Here is a 23,614-nt window from a genome sequence, read left to right as displayed (position 1 = left end):
GAAATAAAGTCTCTGGTGTCAGGCACCAGAAATGGACAATTTAGCATTTTTGTCTTTTTACGGTGCCTGACACCGGGTTTAGAGCACCATTCCATAAATAAAAAATAAAGTGTATTGACAAATATTAGTTTTTATGCTATAATTTTACATTTTAATATATTTGTTGTAATATAAGATTCTCCTGGCCAGGGGAATCTTATTTTTTTTCGGGAGGACGATTTCATGAAGCAAAATGAGTTCAGTGTAACATCCTTAGTATCTGCTTTTAGTCGAGCATACCATAGTATATATGACACACCCAAAATTTTTGATGATTTTATTGCCCCAGAACTTATTACCAAACAAGAGTTTTCAGATATTAGTCAAAATATGATTCAAGGAATTGAGTTCTTTAACAATGAGATTGCACAAAAGTTTCGGGAAAAACCTGATGAAATATTAAGATGGATTACACAGGTTCAGCTTTCTCCTACACCCTTAGCGCGAGCTGCTTTCTGCGAAAACGTATTACTTCATGAAATTCTTCTAGGTGTTAAACAATATGTCATACTAGGAGCCGGTCTCGATACCTTTTGTTTCCGGCATCCGGAATTAGAAACAGATCTCGACATCTTTGAAATCGACCACCCGGCTACCCAAGAATTTAAAAAGAAAAGACTAGCTCAAGCCAATTTTTCTACTCCAAGTAATCTTCACTTTGTTTCAATGGACTTTAGCCATCCTTTTTCATATCCAAGCCTGCGTGATAATGGGCTTACTAATGAAAAAACCTTCTTCAGCCTTTTAGGAGTTTCTTATTATTTAGGCAAAGAGGAGCTAGAAAGCTTACTTAACCAACTATTTGCCGAACTTCCTTTAGGAAGCTCCATTGTTTTTGATTTTGGAGATGAGAAGTTTTTTGAAGAAAAAGGTGCGTCTAAAAGAGTAGAAAACATTAGAAAAATGGCTTCAGTCAGTGGCGAGCCAATGAAATCTTGTTTTTCATATGATGAAATCGAAATATTGTTAGAAAAGGCAGGATTACTTATTTACGAGCATTTGACTCCTGAAATGATTAACCATCGTTATTTCGTAAATCGAGATGATTATTTGTCTGCATTTGAAACGATTCATTATATTCATGCTGTAAAAAAATAATCTGTTACATTATCCGCAAAAAAACTCGCCATACCTGGCGAGTTTTTTCTTAAAATATATATAGTTTAATCTATCATGTACCACAAAATGTCTGGTACGGAGTGTTTGTCGGTTCAGGCGTTTTGCCATATTCCTCCTGTTCAGGCGAATGTGCAAATGGCTTCGAAAGTACCGCAACCAGCTTTTCCATCACGCTGAAGTCGTTCTCTTCTACTGCAGCCTTTAGCGCCGCTTCTACACGGTGGTTACGCGGAATTACTGCAGGATTTGAGTTCCGCATCAGCTCTTGGGCGGATTCCTTCATCCCCTCCTGTCTTTCCAATCTAGCCTTCCATTTTCCGTACCAATTATCGAATGCATTGATCCCGTTCATAGCCGTCTCCTCTGGCCTATCAAAGGTTAAGGCACGGAAGGTATTTGTAAAATCGGCTCGATGCTTTTGCATCATATTGAGAAGATCCTCAATAAGGGCTTGATCCTCCAGTTCCTCATTCATGATGCCAAGCTTGGCTCTCATGCCGTTAAGCCAGTAGGACTGATAGATTTCCATATAGCCTGAAAGCTCTTCTTGTGCCATAGCCACTGCCTTCTCCTCTTCATCATGCAGGAGAGGTAATAGCGTTTCAGCAAAACGTGCGAGATTCCAACCTCCAATAAATGGCTGATTACGATAGGCATAACGGCCTTCTCTGTCAATTGAACTGAATACAGTAGCAGGATAATAGGTGTCCATGAAGGCGCAAGGACCATAATCAATCGTTTCCCCGCTAATGGCCATATTGTCGGTATTCATGACCCCATGAATAAAACCGGTATGCATCCATTTTGCAATCAGTGCAGCCTGGCGTTTGATTACTTCGCGCAGCAATGTAAGATAGCGATCATCATCTATTTCAATGTCAGGGTAGTGGCGCTTGATTGTATAATCTGCCAAGGCTTTGATTTCCTCAACCTTACCCCATGCAGCAGCATATTGAAAGGTACCAACTCGAATGTGACTTGCAGCAACACGAGTTAAAATAGCCCCTGGGAGCACCGTTTCACGAAGGATGGTTTCTCCGGTTGTCACAACTGCCAAGCTCCGAGTAGTTGGTATTCCTAGTGCATGCATCGCTTCACTGATAATATATTCACGCAGCATGGGCCCGAGAGCAGCTCGGCCATCGCCCCCGCGGGAGAAAGGCGTTCTGCCAGATCCTTTAAGCTGGATATCGAACCTTTCACCCTCAGGATTGATTTGCTCACCAATCAAAACGGCACGGCCGTCTCCCAGCATGGTAAAATGCCCGAATTGATGTCCTGCGTATGCTTGAGCCAGAGGTGCTCCACCTTCGGGAATTCGATTACCGGTAAAAACCTCTACACTCTCTGTGCTATTAAGGCCTTGAGCATCTAGACCAAGTGATGCAGCCAAAAGTTCATTCAGAACAACGAGCTTTGGTGAATCTACTGGCACAGGATTTTGTCTGTTATAAAAAAACGTTGAAAGCCTGGCAAAGCTATTGTCAAAGTTCCAGCCAATATTGTTTGATGCGTTTTGATTTGTCATTGTATCCCCTTTTCATTTCATATACTGTGAATACTTTATCATTAATTCATTCATATGTGTTCTAAGATGCTTCATTCTGAGTGTTCGATTCGCCTATTGCCTATATTTATTGTTCGTAAAACTGTAGGTTTATTATACTTTTTTAAAAATTAACCTGTTTGTGCGGCTTCTGCCTGTTAAAGATAGAGCGCCCCAAACTGGCTTCTTAAGCCGACTATTGGAACGAATAATGTCCCAAATGGAATGACCTGGAAGTAAGGGGAACCGTTAATTGATATTAGAAAAGGGCAGATTTATTGCTCTAAAAAGCAATAAATCTAACCCTCTTTTTAGTAGTGATTACTTTTGATTAATTGTAATAATAACGTTCCCTTTTTTATGTCCTTGTTCAACATATCTGTGCGCCTCTTGAATCTGTTCGAGAGGATAACATTTATCGATAACGGGTCTGAACAATTTTTTTTCAACTAACCCACTGAGGAAGAGTAAGTCTTCCTTAAGTACTTTTGCGATTCCCTGTCCCTCGACTGACATGAATTTCCCGTTCGCAGTGAGTGCTTTACTTACTTCTTTCTTTGGACATTTCCCAACCGCATCAAAAATTAAATCATATCGCTCTTCACTTTTTGTAAAATCTTCTTTTATATAATCTATTACACGATGTGCTCCCAATGACCTTACCCATTCTATATTGGAAGAACTACAAACAGCCGTCACTTCTGCTCCAAAAGAATTAGCTATCTGGATAGCGGACGTCCCTACTGAACCGGAAGCCCCGTATATGAGAACCCTTTGTCCTTCCTGGATATTTCCTTTTCTAAGGAAATGGAGTGCGGATGTACCCCCAAAAGAAATAGCAGCGGCTTCTTCGCAAGACAGATTATCAGGTTTGATTACCACGTTCCCTTCAGCAGGCAAGCATATGTACTCTGCATAAGCACCGAAGTTCATACCGGTCATAGCAAAAATGCGGTCGCCCTTTTTAAACTTTTCTACATTCTTCCCTACCTCTTCAATCACACCTGCTAACTCTACGCCCAGAATGGATTTTCTAGGTTTCCTTAGCCCTAATACCAACCGCATTGGAATCCATAACAGAAGAGGGCTGTTAAAGCTTCGAACTCTGATATCTCCAGATGCTACTGTTGTTGCATGTATTTTTATCAGGATTTCATTGTCCATAGGGACAGGCTTTTCAATTTCTTTGAGTTCAAGAACCTCGGGTGGTCCATATTCTGAGCATATTATAGCTTTCATAACTTTCCTCCTTTGATACCAAAAGTCAATTTAGGATTTTTCTCAAAAATGGATATAAAGTTCCTTTTATATTGAAACAACATAAAACAATAAACAATGACAAGGACAGTAACTAAAGGTAGTAAAGAATGGTCGACAAATAAATGGAGCAAGAATATGTTTGTAATAAGAGGGGCTAAGATGGAAAGAGCTAATGGAATAAAGCGATTAAAAAGTAATAAAACACTGCAGATAATTTCTAATGATTTTTCGAATATCAACAAATATTCAAATTCAAATAATTTCAATGCTTCCGGGCTATTTTGAATGAAAGCTTCATAACCAAAAATAACAAAATAACCATTCACACCTGCGATTAAAAACACTAGTCCAAGAAATATTCTGGCAGTATGGAGCATAATTCTTATCAATCCTAACACCTCCAAATAAAGCTATTTATTCAAATCTCTATGTACTCCATAAAAAATAGCTTGGAATCAGCCTCCAAGCTATTTTTTATAAAGCTTATTTACATTCATATGATGCGTATCGAAGAATTAGTCATTTCCCGAAAAGTCGGTGATTCGTTATATAGCCGAGTAATATTATTATGAACTATTCTTTTTCTCCTTCAAAATCATACCGTTAATGAGGCATCCCTATTACTCTTTTTGGTAAAAGAAGCGTTGTATTTTCCATTATGAAAAAATACTTTTAATGAATGTCTCTTTTCTTAAATCTGCCTCCGCGTACTTCTGCAACGTCGCTAGCAATGATAAAGGCTCCTGGATCAAGTTCTCGTATAATATCCTTCATCTTGGTTTCCTCAAGTCTTGTAAACACACATAAAATAACACGCTTATCTTCACCACTATATGATCCTTCTCCATGGAGATACGTTACACCACGACCTAGCCGCTCTGTAATGGCTTCTGCAATTTCAGTTGTATTGTCACTTATGATATACATGGATTTCATATCTTCTAGTCCTTTTACCACCACATCAATTGTCTTAAAAGCAATAAAGTAGGTTAGCATGGAAAATAAGGCATTTTCTAATCCAAATACAAAAGCTGCAATGGCGAAAATAACCACGTTAACAAACATGATAATCTCACCCACAGAAAACGGTAAGCGTTTCTCAACCAAGATTGCTAAGGTTTCCGTTCCGTCCAGTACTCCTCCATTTCGAAGTGTCAGCCCTACTCCTACCCCTAATGTTAAACCACCGAAAACTACGGCCAATAATTCATCCTGGACGATAGGCTTTACATGATGCATAAAAGAAGTTGCAACCGATAAAGCTACGATTCCATATAGCATACTGAAAGCAAAGGTTTTCCCAATTTGCTTATAGCCCAAGAAAAAGAAAGGCAGGTTTAATAGGACTAGAAAAATACTCAGGTTGATTGGTGTAATATGACTCAACAGCATCGATAACCCTGTTACACCACCGTCAATCATATTATTTGGGATGAGTACAGCCTCTAACCCGTAGCCCATAATAATGGCTCCAATTGTAATGAATAGACCCCTTTTGATAACACTTCTAAGCGTTAACCTTTTATGACTTATTTTCTTTTTTTCTACTGCTAATTCACTCATCAAATTCCTCCAGTTAGCAAATAACACATTCGGCTAATTAACGAATCATTAATCATCTTTAATTATGTAACTTGAAAAATAACAGGTGGGCTTAGTATAGTACGATTGATTGTAATAAAAAGATAGTAAGTGATTAATCTAATCGAGGTAAATTATGGAAGTTATGTACAGTATACTACCCTAAGATCGTTATTTTACACTCTCTCTAACGGTAGAAATGAAGAGACTCTAATATTATAGCATGAACATATACTTGTTTGTCTTGTCATAACTATTCTGCCTTTAATCTTCCGAATAGTTTTACAACTTATTTTGGACTACAGTGAGTACGAATTATTGAATCAAAAAAAAGAGGAACTATCTCCATATTGGACAAAAATTCCTCTTTTCATGAAACCTTTTTTTATAGTTGTGCTACTCTTGCCTGGATATCAGACAATTCTACATGAAACATAATCTGATAAACCTCTGTATCATTTTCAGTATAAGTTGAATGGGTAACATAGTCCCCTCTATATGTTTTACATTTTTCATCAAATAGAAAACATTCCTGGCCCTTTTCTGCTGACTCTAACAAACTAAAAATCAGGTCAGGCTTTTTATAAGTCTTTTCACGAAGGATCTCTTGGGTCTCAGCATTTTGAATTTGCAATTTATACAATAACAGCACCTCCCAAATGTTCTACCTTAAGCATATCTCATTTTGTAACCGTTTCCCTATGTGAATTGTGAACGTTTAAAGAAAAATAAAAAACGTTCAATCTCCAAACAACATGTTTATTGAAAAAAAGACAAGCTAATTACATAATCACAAGAAATTACGGGATATGTTTAGAACGAGTGATTTAGTCATAAACTAATTTTCAAATAAATTCACTTTATATATCCACTGTTTTGAAGGGAGATCTTCTAGTGAAATTGTATCAGGTTAGAAAGGGACAATTTGTATATTTTAATAATGAGCTGCATAAGGTTTACGGGGTCAAGCCAATGTTTAAAAAGTCTGTTCATCTTATAAGGCTGAGAGATTTATCGCAGCATATAACCATTGCCGCTGCCGTTGAAAGATACAGGCCGAAGGAACTTGATAGCTTTATATTCAATCATAAGGTATACACTCTTAATAAAGATAGAAATGCTGAAGCAGGAGATTTTATACTCATCAATAATCCAATGCCAGATTCATTGGATACGTATTCGTTAAATGAAATTGAAGTAGTAGAAACGTCGGATAAAAAAGGAGTAGTTACAAGTAATTCTCACGGAATTAAGCACCACGAGTATTTGCTAATGGTACCTGGTCGATTAGAAAACAGCCTACCTATTGATTATCAAAATATGGAGGGTGTTGAGTCAGAAAAAATTCATAGCCTTGACTTACCTGCTAAGCAACTTTCAGGGGAATTGCCTGTAATAGGAGATATTTTTAAAAAGAAGAATAGTGATTCAATACATGAAGCAATGGTAATAGCTATTAATGGTCAAACGGTTTATTTGGGTGACGGGTTCGAACTGCCACAGGAAGAATTGCTGGATACGGATAATTGGGAATTCCTTTATAATCTCCTCGATAAATGATTTATCCGGTTGAATTTGCAGCTTACAAAACGAAAAACATATTTTACATACTTTCATTATAAGGAGCTACCTATGAATAACAGTAAAGATATGGGAAATAGTGTCTTTATTATCTCTCTATTACTAATACTTATTTTTATCGTTTGGGGGGTCTTTTTTAGCGATAATCTCGCTAAAGTGACCGATACGATTTATAGTGGTTCAATCGACTACCTTGGTTGGGTCTATCTTGGTGCTACTTTGTTTTTTGTTATCTTTTCTATATACTTATTGTTCTCTAAATATGGCGATATACGGCTGGGTAAATCAACGGACCGGCCTGATTTCAATACGGGGTCTTGGCTTGCCATGCTATTCGGCGCAGGAATGGGAATTGGAATTGTATACTGGAGTGTCGCTGAACCTGTTACACACTACACCACGCCTCCTTATGGGGAAGGATATACGATTGAAGCAGCCAATACGGCAATGAAATATACATTTTTTCATTGGGGTTTGGATCCATGGGCAATCTACACGGTTATCGGTTTAGCGCTTGCATTTTTTCAATATAATAAAAAGCTGCCTGCTGCAATTAGTTCTGCGTTCTACCCGATACTTGGAGAAAAAATCTATGGACCGATTGGTAAAACGATAGATGTTTTGTCAATCTTCGCAACTGTCTTTGGTATTGCGACTTCTTTAGGTCTGGGGGCAATGCAGGTAAATGCTGGCATGCACGATTTATTCGGTGTTCCAAATAATCTATTGGTTCAAATGACCGTCATAGCTGTTGCCACCGTCCTGTTTATCATTTCAATTAATACCGGCTTAGAGAAGGGCATTCAATTTTTATCGAATGCAGCCATGATTTTATCTTTTGCAATCATGCTCCTGATCCTGATTGTTGGCCCTACTATGACCATTATTAAAGTCCTTTTTAATACAACGGGAATTTATTTAAGTGATTTTATTCATATGAGTTTACGCTTAAAGCCCTTTGGTGAAGGGGAATGGATTGCATCATGGACTTTATTTTATTGGGCATGGTGGATAGCTTGGGCTCCTTTCGTTGGTATGTTCATTGCTCGTGTATCAAAAGGAAGAACTGTAAAGGAATTTGTGATTGGTGTGCTGCTCGTTCCAACACTGGGAACCTGTCTATGGATGTCTATCTTTGGGGGCTCTGCGCTTCAAATTGTTCAAAACACCGGCAACCATGACCTGGCCACCTTTATTACGGAAAACGTGTCATTATCGATTTTCACATTCTTTGATTATCTCCCATTGAGTGCTCTGTTAAGCATCCTGGGTTTTGCTGTTGTAGTCATTTATTATATTACGGTTGCCGATACAGCAACCTTTGTCCTAGGCATGCTTAGTGAAGGAGGAACATTAAACCCTTCTAATAAAATTAAAATGACCTGGGGTGTTTTTCAATCAGCCGTTGCAGCTGTATTGCTTTTAGCAGGTGGTTTGAACGTATTACAAACAGCATCAATTGCAGCTGCCCTTCCTTTTGCTCTAATCATGATTGTCATGAGTTACTCGTTACTAAAGGGATTAAAAAGTGAAGTAGATATACAACGCAGCAGTAAGAGATTCGTAAAGCACTCGTGAATGATCTGAGAAAAAGCCTAACGCATGGGGACGGTTCTCTTGCTTCCTTTGGAATCAAGAGAACCACATTTTTATTGTACAAATTAAACAAGATAATCCTTTACTACTTGCCATACCATTACTTTTTCTTCAAAAGATTTTACATTTTTTCCGGGAACCGGGCTTGTAGAAGGCAGTTTCAAATACTGCACATCCTTAAGGGTATGAAAGCCGATTTTCTTTTTAAAAACATCATAAGCTTTCCCGCCGTTGAAGCCGATAAATTGAATACTCGGGAACTGCTCCAATAAACCTGGAATATCATTTGGCAGTTCTTCTTGAATATTGGAATCAAGACTTCCCTCTCGGATACAGGAATAAATTACATCCCAAAGGGAAATCTGATGTTTTTTGATAAAAGTAATTTTCTCATCATACGTTTTCAGTTCCTCCTGATGAAAAAGCCTGTACATAATTCCCCAAAAATGATTACGCGGGTTTCCGTAGTATTGCTGCTTCCGTAAAGATTCCACCCCTGGTATGGAACCAAGAATTAATACCTTAGATTGTTGATCCACTATTGGTTCTAGAGATTTAATCAATGGATTATTCAATAATACCCCTCCAAATAGATGCAAAGGGACGGTTCTGTTGCTTCCATGGGGCAAGAGAACCATCCCTTTGCTTTTATTTAATAGACAAATATTCAATTAATAATTGTCGTACTGTTTCATAATTCATAAATTCCTCATAAAGAAGTGGATAGTCAGATAGATTAGTTTTCAAAAAGCTGAATTGCGGAAAGCAGTCAAAGAAGGTTTTATACATCCATTCTATTTGCCCCTTTGGAATACTGTTTTCCCTCCCTCTTAGAACATAGCTTAACGTTCCAGCGATAGTTAACCAATAGGTGTTTAAATCACCTGTGGGACATTCATTCAAAGTCACTTCCTCATAATCCGCTTGAATCATAGCGAATTCTTGATAAGGAAAAGGGTTGTATAATCTTTCCTTAATGAGTTTTAAAACTTCATCCTTTTTATCTATATTTATTACCATTCTTTAATTTGTGAAATAAAAAGACCCCTTCATGATTTCATTATCAGTAAAAATTTGATTTGGTTGAATCGGTATCTTTTTTAAACCTAATAAAAATTTTCGCTTAGCCAGCTTGGAAAACACTGTTTTTGAAGCAATCGGTATAATTCCCACTACACCTTTTTTCAAAAAGGGTGGGTTTTTGATAAAAAGCTGAGTCAACATCTTTTGCATATGATGAACAAGTAAAATGTCGCTCGAACGAATATGGGTTAATGATTCTAATTTTTTAAACTCTATATCTTGATTCCGAAGACATTCAGTAATGATTCCCGCAGCAACTGTAGCTGTTTCAACTCCCAATGAAAGTCCAACTGCCCCCAACGGTGAGGAACAATGAGCAGCATCACCTATCAGGAGGCAGCCTTTTTTATACCATTGATTAACGAAAAAAGTCTTGGCTTGTAAAGGAACGAATGGACGAAAATTTGTTAGTTGCATGAGTTCATTTTTCAAAAAAGGATATGCTTCGATTAGGTGGTTCCTTAGAGTCACAATTCCGTTTTCTTTGTATTTCTCCCATTCTCCCTTTTTTAAAGTAAAACCAATTTGGAGTTTTGTGGGAGTGCTTGGTATCGCAATCATATTACTAAATGGAGTTACCTTGAATTGAATGCCAAAGTCGTGCATCTCCTGCGCTGGGATTGTAAACCAAATCATGTCAAAATCATAGGTATGGTATTTATATTGGAAGTTACCGAGCCTTTGAATCGTTGAAAAACGGCCATCTGCTCCTACAATAAGGTCTGCTGTAATGGTTACTTCTCTTTGTTCTATTACTGCGACAACACCTTTTGTGGTTTCGTCTGAACTGCGGATAAGCGCTTTCGCTTTTGCGTTAAAGTAGAAATGAAAGCTTGAGTACTTTTTGGCTAGATTATATAAAGCTTGCAGCAGGACTGACTGCTTTATTCGAATCGCATAAGGGATTTCAGGTGTATCAGTTACGTAATCGATAGAGAGCACTTTTCGATTTCCACTCCAAACATCTCCTGAAGAAAGCTTTATCAATTCGTATTGTTCAAGATATGTGTCAAGGTTCAACTGTCTTATGAGTTGTATAAAACGAGGCTGCAATACCTCTCCCCGAAACTGACGTTCAAAGTTTCCGTTACTCTCTATGACAGTCACGTCAATTCCCTGTTTTGCTAGTAATAAGCCTAGTAACAAACCCGAAGGTCCTCCACCGACAATACAAATCGTCGTATTAATATTCATGAATGCTGCCGCCTTTATATTTGAAGGGTAATGATTATTTTTTTATTCTTTATTTTATCATACAAGGAGAACATTGCGCTGAAAAGGAAGCAAGAGAACCGTCCCTCTGCTTCATTCACACTTTTAGTTGATGTTTGCATATAAAGGACCGAGGAGAGGAAGAGAGATGTTTATGTGTTCCATTAAAAAATTATGCTCCCAATGAAGCACCTGCTGAAAATGATCCATATCAATTGGTGACTAGGACGGATTATGAAAACGTCAATAACCTAGTACGTAAGTTGAAAAATAGAGGTTATGATTATATGTATGGACTGGAAAAATAATGAAAAAGGCCCTTACTCTTGATGAGCGATTGGCATTTTATATGTATTTATTCGTTTTCTAGAATGTTTTTTAATTTTTTGAGGTCTTTCCTATTTGCCTTTTTCATCATGAGAGACATAAAGGGTTTCATCACCCTTGAGAATCCTGTTGGATTTCCCTTGTTTCGTAAAGTCATCCTTGTTTGATTTTCATTTATAGATTCCCACGTATAAATGGTTTCCATTGGAAAAGGCCCGTTTGCTGTTCTCATTTTCAATTTTTGTCCTTGAACATATTCAATTATTTCATATACATAAGAAAGTTCCCTTCCCAAAAATTGCGCCTTAAATGCAACCTGAGTACCTATGGCAATTGGTTTTTGTGTTCGCCATACAGCTGATTGAATATTTACATACCATTCTGGGGCATTATCAGGATTAGCAGCATATTCTGCCACTCTTTCTCTTGGAGCATGAATAACCATTTCTGTCAAAACATCAACCAAATGTTTCACCTGCCTTTTTGGGTTCATCTTGCACTGATCGTTATAGATTTATTATGACCTAGAAAAACCGCATTTAACATGCGGTCCATTCGGTTCTTAATAGCTCTTACGATATGACTAAAACCCACCCCTATATTGTTATGTACTTTTGACTATAAGTGTATGGGTATTTGACTAATATTTTGAAAATAGGCGATTAAATTATTTTTCAGTCATACCTTTTTCTTATTTGAGAACTTCTATGAAATAATTCATTCCATTCTAAATTATCCTCTCATTTGAATCATCAAAGTAAACCGCCCAGCATAATTAGAGGCTTTTCTAGAAATAATAGCTTTGTAATCAGAAGTCTTACTAATTATGAAAAAGGAGGGTAAATAGGATGTCTGAATTAGAACCCATTCTATACCAAACAGGAACTGCCATCCGTGATTATGACATTATCAATGTAAAGCAGACACCAATTGGGTATGAGGTTTTGCTTGATATTAATTTAGATAGCGGTTATTCCCTGACCGGAACAAAATTGGATATTTCCCAAGAGGATTTAGCAGGGTATGAAACAAATAATATTGAAGAAGGAATTAAATGCGCCCTTGGTTTTTTTGATCAACCATTGGATGAGGGCAACACTTCCCTTTAATTAAGTCTCAAACCAAACTTTTCAGCCAAATCGCTCTGCAGTTTTTTATAATATTCTTCACTGACAAAGCCCTTAGCACCGCGAAGAATTTCAATCGCATAATGTTCTGGCGGTGCTGTTTCCTCTTCCTTCTCAATGACTAAAAAGGTCAATACATTTTGATAAAGTGTCCCATTTATAGTGACCTCAATGAAAGCCGGTCGGTAAATCTGAGCATGGACTCCTTCTCGTTTGAACAGGTAATGAAGGGTTTTTTGCTCAATTTGGTAGACCTTCCCTTCAACCTGTTCACCTGATTCAATTAAGTCCGCCCGCCCGCCATCATGTGCTTTTCGCGTGTATGCGAGTGAAAAGTTGTTAGCAATCCCACAACCAACCACATGTTCAAACTGCATTTCAACTCCGGCAAGTTGAAATCGCTCATCATCCATACATGACCCGTAGGCAAAATAATAAAGTTCATCCTGTTTTATATAACGGTGACATTTCCAATCACCGAAAGAAATTTTCTCTAAATTCGCTGTTTGGTCAGGAAGAAATACATATACATAGGCTTGTATTGTACCAGTGTCTGTATAAATGGTTTGTGTGATTCTGTCATAAAGATTATCCTTCTCATCACCCTCATATCCTTCAAGGTGGTCAAGTCTTTTCAGCTGCTCATGATTTACTTGATACAATTCACCATATACCTTTTTATTACGGCTCGTTTCCATTGCCGGGTAGCCGCAGCCTGTATCGTATAGAATTCCGTAGGTCCAGCACTGAGATGAAAGACATTTTGCACCATGTAAAAAATAAGAATTCTCCTCGTGCTGCCGTAATGTACCATACACGAATACATTAAAAGTTTGAATCATAATCATCCCCTTCATATGATTAATCTTTTTTATGCGTTGTTAAACATCGAATTAACGTAATGTATGGTTAAATACATAAGCTATATAATAAACCATCTTCCAAGCAATAATAAGTCTGTATTTGTTTTAATAGGAAAATCATATTATAATATCGATACAAACATTTGTTCTTATAAAGGTGAATAGAATGAAAGCAAATATATCTGAGAAGCTTGAAAAATTAATCGATGAAAAAATCTACCTGGATTTAGAGGTACATGTCTTAACAAAACGTTTAAACGAAGCTACTCAAAAAAAAACACCCCAAGTTCACTTTTTCCAAGAAAAATTAGATCAAACACTAAAAAGGTTAAAACAAGCAAATCAACAGCTTAGAAAAGAGAACGTAAAAATATTCGAGCCTCTAAGGGATGGAATATTCATCCAATACAACTTCTATGTAAAAGTCAATGGCGGATATAAAGAAGGCACTATGAGATATTGGAAAGATGCAATGAAATATGAGCTAAACCAGCGTTTTCAAATTAAATAAAAAACTGCATACCAATTAATAGGGCTTCAGCTATGACAGCGGCAATTAGAATATTGGTTTTTAGGGATTGTTTTTTTTCAACCTTTACTAAATCAGCCTTGCTGGACAAATTGGTTGTAATGGTTTCAAGCATTTTTTCGTTCTGCCTGCTTTGAGCTTTAATATGGGCAGCCACTTGTTCATGCCAATGTAGAATTTCTGACTTATGCGCTTCATCATGGTTATATTGCTGAACGCTCCAGTTCTCATGAAGCTGTGTAACCTTGTTAATCAGTGCTTCTTCACGAATCACCAACAGATTTTTTAATGCTTGTTCATGGACTTGATACTTTTTTTCGTAAGACGTAAACAAGTCTTCCCAGCGCTCATCCATCTGCTGTAGCGTTTCCCCCATTATGGTTAACTTTTCTTCCGTTTCGGTAATTTGCTTCTTGGTCAAAGTTACATATGCTCGATTTTGCTCCAAAAACTCTTTATTTTTTTCGTCCGCTAGAGCAAGCTTTTGAATAAACTCGTTAATATGATCTGAGACAGATGCCACAGCCAAAGTGGCCTTATCAACTAATTCCTTATTACTATTTTCTATATTTTGCTGGAGAGCGAATGTTAGTGCATTAAATTCACTTATGCTTTTTTCAAGTTTTTCATACACCGCTAAAAGCTGTGTTCTTTCATTCACTATGAATTCCAGGTTCTTATCAATGATTGTCTGCTGCTGATGTTCAATCGCCGCTTTCATTTCAGTCTGCTGGCTTTCTAGCTTTCTCACTAAGTCTTCGGTATGACTGAGGATATGATCGGCTTCATTCTTAAAATCCTGCAGGCTGCTATTAGTCAAATGCTCACTATGATCAGCTAATTGTTTCATTTTCATTTTAAAATCTTCATAAAATAGCTCATCATTTAACTTCCTCAGCTCATTAATAGCCTCTTCATAGTCCTTTTTTGTTGGTAATTCAGTATTAACCATTATTATCCCCTCATATATTCATAGATTCGATAATGTTTTCACCATCCTGCTGGAGGAGTTGCAAATATTGAGTAGCAGCCCAGCGCTCCTGTGGATTAGTTGTTAGAAATTTCTCTTGTAATTCTTCCTTGTATCGCAGCCAATGCTTTATGAAATAGCCTTGGAGCTGCTTAGCATGCTCACAATCCTGTGCCCACATTTCGTTCACTTTTACGTGTTCTTCACGCAGGGCGTCACGTGTTTTCTCCTTATCAGCCAGTTCGGTAAGCCATTCGGAAATGATCAGCTCTTTTTTACATTTTAATGCTTCAGCTTCAATCAATAATTGATCCCGGTGCATTAAAACCTCATCTAAAATGGGTGTTAGAACTTCCTTGTAGGCATGATACAATTGCTCGACCCATAGAATTGCGTTGTGACACATTCGATTAAATGCCTTATCATATCGGCTTGTTAACCAATATGAATCTATTTTTTGTTGAATTTTCGGTATAGGATCCAAATTTGGCAGCTTTAAATGGCTGGCTTTTGACAAGTTTATTTTTTCTGCTCTCTCTTTTATTGCTGAAAGCTGATTATCAATCTTTTTTTCGAACGAATGTTGTAATTGTAGGGCATGTTGATTAAGAACACTTGCCTTTTTTTGCTTTACATCGTATGTCAGGATATTTTTCACAAGTAATTCACGATTTGTATGTTCTATTTCTTGGATAATCGCTTCTATTTCATTAGAAAATCTAGTATATTTCTCTATTTTACTTAAATATTCGTGATTTTTCATGTGAAAAAAGTTCAATTTCTGGTCAAGCACAGCCTTTTTTTCCGAGATTATGTGCCCAAGCCTTTCTAATTCTTTATTGGTTTCCTCAGCCTTTTGCTTCCTCTCTTTTTCCGCTAGGTTGAGACAGTTTGTTAAACATAGAAAGGGTGATATATTCATATCGGAGCCTATCGAATTGTCTTCAGCAATATGTAATAGATTCATTTTTTTCACGTCTAATTGAATAAATTTATCTAAGAATTCCTTTTTCGCATGGAATGCCCATTCATATCGTTTATTATGGTAATCTGTTATTACTTTATTCATTGTAAAGCGTCAACTCCATAGAGATTTCTTATATATGTGAGTTTTTGAACTTGAATCAGGCAGTCTTCCTTTAAGTAAAGAGACAAGGTGCATGCCTATAGATTACTATTTTTCTTTTCCAAGTTAAAAGCATTAATAATGTTCTTATTAATGACTGTACCATCAAACTAACATGAAGGTAAACAGAAGAACACCTAATTGTTCAAATATTTGTTACGGTTTCATAGAATGAGTATCTACATATGAAGGGACTTCAATAGGAAGTCCCCGTTTTTCTTGTATTCTCATTAATAGGATGGTTTTAATTAAGCTGGAAGCATGAGAACCGTCCCCCTGCTACCAAGTCAATTGCTGATAGATCCAGTTAGATAGGATGATAAGCAGTCCTAGAATGATGTTGGACCAGCCTAGTAGTTTGGCTGTTGTTTTTTCTTTTTTTAACTTTGCATTTTTATAGGCTCGTACATCTTCGATCAATAATAAAAAGCCGCTTATTTCAAAAACAAAAACAGCATATCCAATGAATCCAAACATCGTAATCTTACATCCCTTCTATTTGGCTTTCATACCGGTCCGTCGAATCTTTGTCTTTATTTCTACATCATAAGCTAGATTTTGATAGATATCCTGCCAGTTTTCTTTTGTTTTCACCTGGTTATTCCAATAATTAGGTAGTTTTGCCCGAAAATGCTCTCCAAAGCCAAAAATATCTGACTTCACTTCCTGGGTCTCTACAATTAACGTTTCTCAAGCTCTAGTAGCTTCACTTGAAAATTTTTTTTCAAGTATTTGTAACTCTTCTTCTTTAATATTAGAGGGATTGACGCTCTCGACCTCCTCGATTTCACATTCATAACGTACTTTCAGTAAAATATGTGGCTTTCCGTTTTTCATACTTGCTTTCACTCTTGTTTTTCTTTCTACTGCACGAACCAATACAGCCTGTTCTAAGTCAGGAATTTTAATAAAGAGAGCATATCCTCCTTTTTCAGCCCCAATTCCAGCCATAAAACCACCAATTTGTAATGGTTTAGTCTTCCCAACCATTTTGTCACCTTTGAAGTAGGCAAGGCCGTTGATTTGGATATTGGCTTTTCCTTTTATTTTAAAATATGGCAAATAGGGTTCTTGTCCCTTACTTGATAGGATGCTCCAAAACATTCCAATAAAAGTGGGTGGGAATTTTCCCAATTGAACTAAACTATCAACCATTTCGGCCAAATATAATGACGGGACACGCTCAAGCTCCGGTTTAATATTCATATATTCTGAGGCCTTTTCCTTTGAAATGACGAGTGAAGCCGTTCTCCGAATTTGAGGGTTGCGTCTGAGATAATCAGTAAACCGACCTACACCCGCTCTTGCCACTTCTTCATTTAAAATAATTAACCGTAAATGACCTAGAAAAATCTCAGTTGCCACTTCTTGTTGAATATTAAGCAAGGCGTCTTCTATCGTGTGACCTACTGCTTGTATAACCAAGACGGGGCTTTTATCCCCAGCTCCTATCTGTGGACCAAGTGGAATTCTTCCTGGAATCGCCATTTGAACCGTTAATTCAATCATTCGTTCATTAGGAATTTGGTTAGCTCCCTTTAAATGGTTTACTTCATCCTCTTCATTTTTAGCATTATGCTCTGCATTATCGATGCCAATAGCTAAAATCGTCGCACGTTTCTCTATTTCTCGACTGTCCCAGCAACCGGTTAAAAGAGACATGATTATTAGTAACAGAAGGATCTGTCTCCATCTATGCTTGTTTAGACTCACCCTTTTTCCTCATCTTACTTTTCATTGCATCAATTATGTATAAGAGCATGGGGTAAAGAATAGTAACTATGAGTCCCGCTCTTCCGGCGATTTTTATAACATCGTATAACTGGACAATGTTTTGCGGGAGCATGGCCAAAATAAAAATAAAAGGAAGCATAAAATAGGCAAGCATTTTATGATCCTGTAAACGAAACAGCTGCTTGACCGAATGAATGGTTAAAAAGTAGCTGGCAAAAATTGTTGTAAACACCGCAATAACCCAAACCGAAATAAAAATAACATCCAATCTTTGCAAAATATTTCCTGGCAGTGAAGTCGTACGTGCAAGCTCTAAAGTGGGCCAATACAGTCTTTTTATCTCTTCAGCTCCAAAGATTGCTACAGTTGCAAGAACGAGTAATAAATATAAGCCTCCCGAAATGAAAATGGCCCACCAGCCTGCTTTCATAGCTGATTTTGGATTTTTCATTGACGGAATAATCAACGTCATGATGAATGAGCCTTGGAATAAGGCCGCAATCGTTAAGGCACCAAAGAAACTATCATGTAGCCCGCTTGAAATAAAAGGTCGTACATATAGAAAGTTCGCATTTTTTAATGATAAAGCGACAATTATTAGGACTGGCGCCAAAATAATAGGAATGTAAAAATTGTGTATATAGGCAAAGGTATTCATCGTATTCCGTGCACTAATAGCAGCTAATAAAAGCATAACAATTACCGTTACCTCCAGCGGTGTTTCAAGCAGTACTGCCGTAATGACGACTGCCCCGAACTCACGCGCAGCAAGAGCCGTTAAAATCGAAAAAAACACGATGACAAATAAACTAAAAAATCTCCCCAGCCATTTTCCAAGAATATCTTCACTGTAGGTAATTATGGTTTTATCTGAATGTCGTAGACCAAGCTTTGTAACAACAAACAATCCAAATGCAGCAATCCCAATTCCTAATAAAGTGATAAACGGAGCTCCCGTATCTCCTGCTCTTACAGCAAAAAGCGGCAGTGGCAGTACACCTACTCCGATAATCGTACTAATTAAGGTTGTCGCTGCCTGAACCGTTGTGACCTCTTTTGGATCCTCCATTCTGTACTTCCTCCCGCTGGTCATTTCCCACTTTACTATGCTGTAACACTTTATTTTTTACTTCTCCCAGTCTGTCACGATTCGTTGGCTGTAGAAAAGCTGGTCTTTTTGGCATCCACCATAATGGACTTCTGATAATAACATCCTTTAGACCTTGAGAGTCTCCTGGAGATACCGGTGACATATAAGGAACCCCAAATGATTTTAGGGAGAGCATATGATTGAAAATAAAGATAACTCCGATTACCACTCCATAAAGACCAAAAATCCCTGCTAAAAAAAGGATCGGAAAGCGAAGCATTCTAAGTGCAAAAGCAGCAACGTAAGCAGGTGTCGCGAAAGAGCCAATAGAGGTTAATGCAATCACAACAACGGTTATGGGACTGGCTAGACCCGCATTTACTGCCGCTTCACCAACAACCAAGACACCTACGATGGATAAGGCCCCACCAACCTGCTTTGGCATTCGGACGGTTGCCTCCCTTAGTACCTCCATCGCGATCTCAATGATTAATACTTCGATTACTGCTGGATAGGGCACTCCCGCCCGTCCTCCTGCCACCGCAACAGCAAATTCTGTCGGAAGCAGTTCAGGGTTAAAAGAGATAAATGATACATAGAGTGATGGAAAGATGAGTGAAAATACTAAGGCCAGCATCCGTGCTAGTCTGGCAAAGCTGCCCATGAGAAACCTCGATGAATAGTCATCAAAAGTCTGATAAAATTGATTAAACACAACAGGAACTAACAGTGCAAATGGAGAGCCATCGACCAAGATCGCCACACGACCCTCTGCGAGATTGGCGACTGTTTTATCTGGTCTTTCAGTTGCTTGTGTTTGTGGAAAGGGTGAAAAAGGATTATCTTCAATGAATTGTTCCAAATAGCCGATATCTAAAACAGCATCAATATCAATTTCTGATAATCGTTTTTCTACTTCTTTTATAACCTTTTCATTGGCAATACCTTTTATATAACAAATTGAAACCATAGATTTTGTCAGGCGACCGATTTCCGTCATTTTCACACATAGATCAGGAGTCGGCAGTCTTGCCCTAATCAAAGCGATATTGGTTGCAATGCTCTCAATATAACTTTCCCTTGGTCCTAAAATAGCCTGCTCTGTTTCAGGTGACTTAATGGAACGTTTTTCAATTTTTCTCGTTCCAACATGGATTGCTTCGGTAATTCCTTCAATGACAATAACGGTTTCGCCGCGCAGAATAACATTAACTAACTGATCAAGTTTGTTTGCACGATTGGTCTGACTATCGAAAAGTGTTTCTTCTACCAGAACGGTTATCAGCTCTTGCTTGGACATCTCTCTCTGTAATAAATGCTCAGGCATATACATTAATGGCTTTAATATTTCGTTATCGATTCGGTCTTTATCGGTAATGTTTGAAAAATAAAACAGTACCGCATGAAATCGTCCAAAAATTCGAAAGTGCTTTACAGAAAAGTCATCACTGTCCCCAAGCATTTCCTTCATAAATTGGACTGTTGTCTCAATTGATCCAGTCAAATCATTTTTTTCAATTTCTTCTAAAGCTTTACTAGGAATCTCGTTCACTCTTGGTTTACTGCCAGCCTTCTTCTGCTTGCGACGGCGAAATATAAACATGATTTCACCACTTTTTTATCTTTAGAATGCACCAGAATTTCATAATTATTCCTATGATGGAAGAAGAAAAAGCATAAAAAGGCAGAGGGGTGGTTCAATTGCTTTATTGGAAGCAATAGAACCATCCCTCTGCCTCAACGCTAATTACCCGGTATTAGATTGCGTTCCCATGTTTGAAAGCCGTCATCTTCGTCGAATTCGATGATGACGTCCGTAACGCCTTTAATTTGGAGAATTTTATTTTCAATTCGATCCTTTATATCATCTGCCTGTGCAACTGTTAGTGAAGGATTAATTTCCAGTTTCATTTCAATATGATAATCTTCTCCCTCTTTAACAGCAAACAGTGTTTGGATATCTTTAATTTCTGGATTAGTAAAGATGTATTCTGCTATTTGAGCTTCCAGCTCCTGATCTGCTTCACCAAGTACACCCTTTGCATTGTCTAAAAATACTCTACCTACCACAAAAAACATCATTAGACCAATAATGACAGATGCTATTCCTTCTGCAGCATGCAGGCCTGCAAAATAGGATAGCAGGATTCCAACAATAGCAATCACTCCGCCAAGGGTAGCAACTAAATCCTCCATGAAAACAAGCTTCGTTGCCGGTTTTGCTTTATTTAAGCTGCTGAAGCTTTTTGTGGCAATAGAAAGTCCCTTCGCCTCAGAGCCTGTTTCGTGGAGAATCTCCTTCATTGCTTTATAGAGTACAAATCCCTCCAATAGAACAGCAACCGCTAATACAGATAGATTAATCGCAATACCGCTTGATTCATTAGGATGTATAATATGCTGATAACCTTCCTTAATGGTTTCATAGCTCATGATTCCTACTATTAAAACTGCACCAAGAAGAACTAAATTGACAAGCCGTCCAAAACCATTAGGAAAACGATCATTCGGCATTTTTTTACTCAGGGCGCTTCCAATAAATACAAAAAACTGGTTTGCTGCATCCCCAAAGGAATGCATCGTTTCAGCAAACATCGCCACATTTCCAGTAAAAAGGAATGCAGCGCCTTTCACCAGTGCAATAATCGTATTCACAATCGCCGCAATAAGAGACGACTTATTCCCTTGTTTTAACAAACTTTCCCTCTGTGCCATAATTCCCTCCATTAAAAAACAATTTCATTTCAAATAGTATTTGTCCCTTTAGGGATAAATATGTTGACAGAGGGACGGTTCTCTTGCTTCCTTATCTGAATGTTCACATAAGGAAGCGAAAGAACCGTCCCTCTGCTTCATCAATAATGAAACGGTTGCAACGTTGATGTCTTATTTAACTAATGCTGCTCTTAATGTTGAGATTCCACATTCTATGTAGGCCTTTAGACAAGTTAGCATATAAACCCAGCCTTCTTTATTATCAATTAAACCCTCCACATCCTTTTCATCAAAGCCATCTTCGTTGACTACAATAATGGTGGTCGAAGGATTTTCTTCTTTCAACGTGATTGTCGTTGTATTTCCTTCCTCATCCTCAAATACAATTTTCCTATTTGTTTCGATATCTGTTATCTTTACTACGACTTCAGCATAATACTCATCATATCTCAATGTTACCATCTTCCCCGCTTCCCACCGCTCTGAGCTGGATGAAAACCAAAAACTCCCGATCTTTGCTGGATCCACAAACGCCTCAAAAACCTCACTAGCCGGACGATTTATTTTCATTTTAGTAAGATTATTCATATCTTATCGCCATCCTTTCATTTCAAAAGGACGGTCCTCTTGCACCATTTTCTGAATAGTCAAAAATGGAAGCAGAAGAACCGTCCCCATGTTTAGTTTCGTTGATCAATTTCGATATATTGTTTTTCTGGTCCGATGCTTTTATAGGCTGGGCGGATGATTTTGTCTACGTTGATGAGTTCTTCTAGGCGGTGTGCGCTCCAGCCTACTATTCTTGCCATTGCAAAGATTGGTGTGTATAGTTCTACCGGGATATCGAGCATGCTGTAGACAAAACCGCTTAAGAAATCTACATTGGCACTGACTCCTTTGTAGATACGGCGTTCCTTTGCAATAACTTCCGGGGCCATTCTCTCAATCATTGTATATAATTCAAAATCTTCCCGTCTTCCTTTTTCATCAGCAAGATTTTCAACAAAACCTCTAAATACCTGTTCCCTTGGATCCGAGATTGAATAAACAGCATGACCCATTCCATAGATTAATCCTCTTTTATCAAAAGCTTCTTTATTTAAAATCTTTGTTAAATAGGCTTTAATCTCCTCTTCATCCTTAAGGTCTGATACATGTGCTTTGATATCCTGTACCATCTCAACGACCTTGATATTGGCCCCACCATGCTTTGGTCCTTTTAATGAAGATAAGGCTGCCGCAATCACGGAATATGTATCAGAACCTGCTGAGGAAACCACCCTTGTTGTAAAGGTTGAATTATTCCCTCCACCATGTTCCATATGAAGCACCAAAGCCACATCCAGCACCCTAGCCTCCACCTCTGTATATTGTTTATCAGGCCGTAGCATTCTTAGGATATTCTCTGCCATTGAAAGCTTATCATCCGGTCTATGAATATAAAGACTGTCGTCACATTCAAAGTGATTATAAGCATGATAGCCATATACACACATCATAGGAAACACGCTGATCAGCATCAAGCATTGCCGTAGAACATTTTCCAACGACATATCATTTATTCTCTCATCATAGGAAGCCAATGTAAGGACACTTTTTGTCAAAGAGTTCATAATGTCTTGGCTTGGGGCTTTCATAATCACATCTCGTGTAAAATTTTTCGGCAGATTGCGTGAATCCCTAAGTACCTCTTTAAATTCTTTTAATTGTTCTTCATTTGGAAGTGTGGAAAATAATAGTAAGTACGTAATTTCTTCAAAGCCATAACGTTTATTGACAAATCCCTTCACTAAATCATGGATATTATAGCCTTGATAATACAGTCTTCCTTCAATCGGTACCGTTTTTCCATCAATCTCTTTTGTGGATTCTATATTTGAAATTTTAGTCAGCCCGGCAAGCACTCCCTTGCCACTTTTATCTCTTAGCCCGCGCTTCACACCAAATTCTTCAAACAAATTGCTGTCAATCTTACTACTTTTTTGAAGAATCCTACTGTACTGATACGTGTAGTTATGGATCATTTCTCTTTTTTGTTCCGGCATTTTAGTCACCCATTCCCGAAATTTCATTCTGATTGATTATTTTCTAATTATGCCCAATGCTTCGGATTTTG

General features: G+C 37.7%; 23 protein-coding genes and 1 pseudogene. 5 read left to right on the top strand and 19 right to left on the bottom strand.

All coding sequences use genetic code 11. The features are described 5' to 3' along the window. Positions 1–222: 222 nt before the first annotated feature. Complete coding sequence (locus ACHUFV_RS02235) at positions 223–1,137, top strand: class I SAM-dependent methyltransferase (RefSeq protein ID WP_394231979.1); 915 nt, start codon at positions 223–225, stop codon at positions 1,135–1,137. Between the two features lie 73 nt (positions 1,138–1,210). Here ACHUFV_RS02235 and ACHUFV_RS02230 read toward each other — a convergent pair whose 3' ends face one another. The 5 genes from ACHUFV_RS02230 to ACHUFV_RS02210 form a co-directional block, all read right to left on the bottom strand. Next, the gene (locus ACHUFV_RS02230; protein ID WP_394231978.1) at positions 1,211–2,686 is read right to left on the bottom strand and encodes a protein adenylyltransferase SelO; all 1,476 of its coding nucleotides are present in this window, start codon (positions 2,684–2,686) and stop codon (positions 1,211–1,213) included. Positions 2,687–3,025: 339 nt separating this feature from the next. Beyond that, positions 3,026–3,943, bottom strand: coding sequence for an NAD(P)-dependent alcohol dehydrogenase (locus tag ACHUFV_RS02225; RefSeq protein WP_394231977.1), 918 nt, complete (start codon positions 3,941–3,943; stop codon positions 3,026–3,028). Further along, on the bottom strand, positions 3,940–4,353 hold the full coding sequence (locus ACHUFV_RS02220; RefSeq protein ID WP_394231976.1) for a DoxX family membrane protein: 414 nt from the start codon (positions 4,351–4,353) through the stop codon (positions 3,940–3,942). Before ACHUFV_RS02220 ends, ACHUFV_RS02225 begins: the two co-directional genes overlap by 4 nt. Before the next feature lie 283 nt (positions 4,354–4,636). Then, the gene (locus ACHUFV_RS02215; protein WP_394231975.1) at positions 4,637–5,527 is read right to left on the bottom strand and encodes a YitT family protein; all 891 of its coding nucleotides are present in this window, start codon (positions 5,525–5,527) and stop codon (positions 4,637–4,639) included. A gap of 403 nt (positions 5,528–5,930) precedes the next feature. After that, positions 5,931–6,188, bottom strand: a complete 258-nt coding sequence (locus ACHUFV_RS02210) for a hypothetical protein (protein ID WP_394231974.1) — start codon at positions 6,186–6,188, stop codon at positions 5,931–5,933. A gap of 251 nt (positions 6,189–6,439) precedes the next feature. On the opposite strand from ACHUFV_RS02210, the gene ACHUFV_RS02205 reads away from it, so the two are divergent. Beyond that, positions 6,440–7,105 (top strand): hypothetical protein, encoded by a 666-nt coding sequence (locus ACHUFV_RS02205; RefSeq protein WP_394231973.1) that lies wholly within the window; start codon positions 6,440–6,442, stop codon positions 7,103–7,105. Between the two features lie 72 nt (positions 7,106–7,177). After that, positions 7,178–8,704: a glycine betaine uptake BCCT transporter gene (locus tag ACHUFV_RS02200; RefSeq protein ID WP_394231972.1), complete on the top strand. Its 1,527-nt coding sequence runs from the start codon at positions 7,178–7,180 to the stop codon at positions 8,702–8,704. 83 nt (positions 8,705–8,787) lie between these two features. Here ACHUFV_RS02200 and ACHUFV_RS02195 read toward each other — a convergent pair whose 3' ends face one another. From ACHUFV_RS02195 to ACHUFV_RS02180, 4 genes are all read right to left on the bottom strand, one after another. Then, positions 8,788–9,297 (bottom strand): DNA-deoxyinosine glycosylase, encoded by a 510-nt coding sequence (locus tag ACHUFV_RS02195; RefSeq protein ID WP_394231971.1) that lies wholly within the window; start codon positions 9,295–9,297, stop codon positions 8,788–8,790. Positions 9,298–9,370: 73 nt separating this feature from the next. Further along, a complete protein-coding gene (locus ACHUFV_RS02190; protein ID WP_394231970.1) occupies positions 9,371–9,742 on the bottom strand; it encodes a YxiJ family protein in 372 nt (123 codons plus the stop codon). A 3-nt stretch (positions 9,743–9,745) separates the two neighbouring features. Continuing rightward, a complete protein-coding gene (locus tag ACHUFV_RS02185; RefSeq protein ID WP_394231969.1) occupies positions 9,746–10,999 on the bottom strand; it encodes an FAD-dependent monooxygenase in 1,254 nt (417 codons plus the stop codon). A gap of 373 nt (positions 11,000–11,372) precedes the next feature. After that, positions 11,373–11,810 (bottom strand): SRPBCC family protein, encoded by a 438-nt coding sequence (locus ACHUFV_RS02180; protein WP_394231968.1) that lies wholly within the window; start codon positions 11,808–11,810, stop codon positions 11,373–11,375. A 382-nt stretch (positions 11,811–12,192) separates the two neighbouring features. Between ACHUFV_RS02180 and ACHUFV_RS02175 the strand changes: the two genes are divergently transcribed. Continuing rightward, a complete protein-coding gene (locus ACHUFV_RS02175; protein ID WP_394231967.1) occupies positions 12,193–12,453 on the top strand; it encodes a hypothetical protein in 261 nt (86 codons plus the stop codon). On the opposite strand, the gene ACHUFV_RS02170 is transcribed toward ACHUFV_RS02175, so the two are convergent. Then, positions 12,450–13,313 carry a gamma-glutamylcyclotransferase gene (locus ACHUFV_RS02170; protein WP_394231966.1) on the bottom strand — a complete coding sequence of 288 codons (864 nt, stop codon included), beginning with the start codon at positions 13,311–13,313 and terminating at the stop codon, positions 12,450–12,452. The two genes, ACHUFV_RS02175 and ACHUFV_RS02170, sit on opposite strands and share 4 nt — an antisense overlap. Positions 13,314–13,500: 187 nt before the next feature. Here ACHUFV_RS02170 and ACHUFV_RS02165 point away from each other — a divergent pair, with 187 nt between their 5' ends. Beyond that, positions 13,501–13,845, top strand: a complete 345-nt coding sequence (locus ACHUFV_RS02165; RefSeq protein WP_394231965.1) for a hypothetical protein — start codon at positions 13,501–13,503, stop codon at positions 13,843–13,845. On the opposite strand, the gene ACHUFV_RS02160 is transcribed toward ACHUFV_RS02165, so the two are convergent. From ACHUFV_RS02160 to ACHUFV_RS02120, 9 genes and pseudogenes are all read right to left on the bottom strand, one after another. After that, positions 13,838–14,815, bottom strand: coding sequence for a hypothetical protein (locus ACHUFV_RS02160; protein ID WP_394231964.1), 978 nt, complete (start codon positions 14,813–14,815; stop codon positions 13,838–13,840). The two genes, ACHUFV_RS02165 and ACHUFV_RS02160, sit on opposite strands and share 8 nt — an antisense overlap. 10 nt (positions 14,816–14,825) lie before the next feature. Beyond that, complete coding sequence (locus ACHUFV_RS02155; RefSeq protein ID WP_394231963.1) at positions 14,826–15,902, bottom strand: hypothetical protein; 1,077 nt, start codon at positions 15,900–15,902, stop codon at positions 14,826–14,828. 336 nt (positions 15,903–16,238) lie between these two features. After that, positions 16,239–16,436 (bottom strand): CLC_0170 family protein, encoded by a 198-nt coding sequence (locus tag ACHUFV_RS02150; RefSeq protein ID WP_394231962.1) that lies wholly within the window; start codon positions 16,434–16,436, stop codon positions 16,239–16,241. Between the two features lie 18 nt (positions 16,437–16,454). Further along, positions 16,455–17,672: pseudogene (locus tag ACHUFV_RS02145) on the bottom strand (Ger(x)C family spore germination protein). Continuing rightward, complete coding sequence (locus ACHUFV_RS02140; RefSeq protein WP_394231961.1) at positions 17,653–18,762, bottom strand: GerAB/ArcD/ProY family transporter; 1,110 nt, start codon at positions 18,760–18,762, stop codon at positions 17,653–17,655. Before ACHUFV_RS02140 ends, ACHUFV_RS02145 begins: the two are co-directional and overlap by 20 nt. Beyond that, positions 18,710–20,386 (bottom strand): spore germination protein, encoded by a 1,677-nt coding sequence (locus ACHUFV_RS02135; RefSeq protein WP_394231960.1) that lies wholly within the window; start codon positions 20,384–20,386, stop codon positions 18,710–18,712. The genes ACHUFV_RS02140 and ACHUFV_RS02135 overlap by 53 nt, the downstream gene beginning before the upstream one ends. A 140-nt stretch (positions 20,387–20,526) precedes the next feature. Then, a complete protein-coding gene (locus tag ACHUFV_RS02130; RefSeq protein WP_394231959.1) occupies positions 20,527–21,498 on the bottom strand; it encodes a cation diffusion facilitator family transporter in 972 nt (323 codons plus the stop codon). A gap of 171 nt (positions 21,499–21,669) precedes the next feature. After that, on the bottom strand, positions 21,670–22,086 hold the full coding sequence (locus ACHUFV_RS02125; RefSeq protein ID WP_394231958.1) for an SRPBCC domain-containing protein: 417 nt from the start codon (positions 22,084–22,086) through the stop codon (positions 21,670–21,672). 92 nt (positions 22,087–22,178) lie between these two features. Next, positions 22,179–23,543: a citrate/2-methylcitrate synthase gene (locus ACHUFV_RS02120; protein WP_394231957.1), complete on the bottom strand. Its 1,365-nt coding sequence runs from the start codon at positions 23,541–23,543 to the stop codon at positions 22,179–22,181. Positions 23,544–23,614 lie beyond the last annotated feature (71 nt).

Origin of the sequence: Niallia oryzisoli (genome assembly GCF_043641075.1) — a bacterium.
Taxonomy (GTDB): domain Bacteria; phylum Bacillota; class Bacilli; order Bacillales; family Cytobacillaceae; genus Bacillus_BD; species Bacillus_BD oryzisoli_A.
This window is presented reverse-complemented; position numbering and strand designations above follow the sequence as displayed.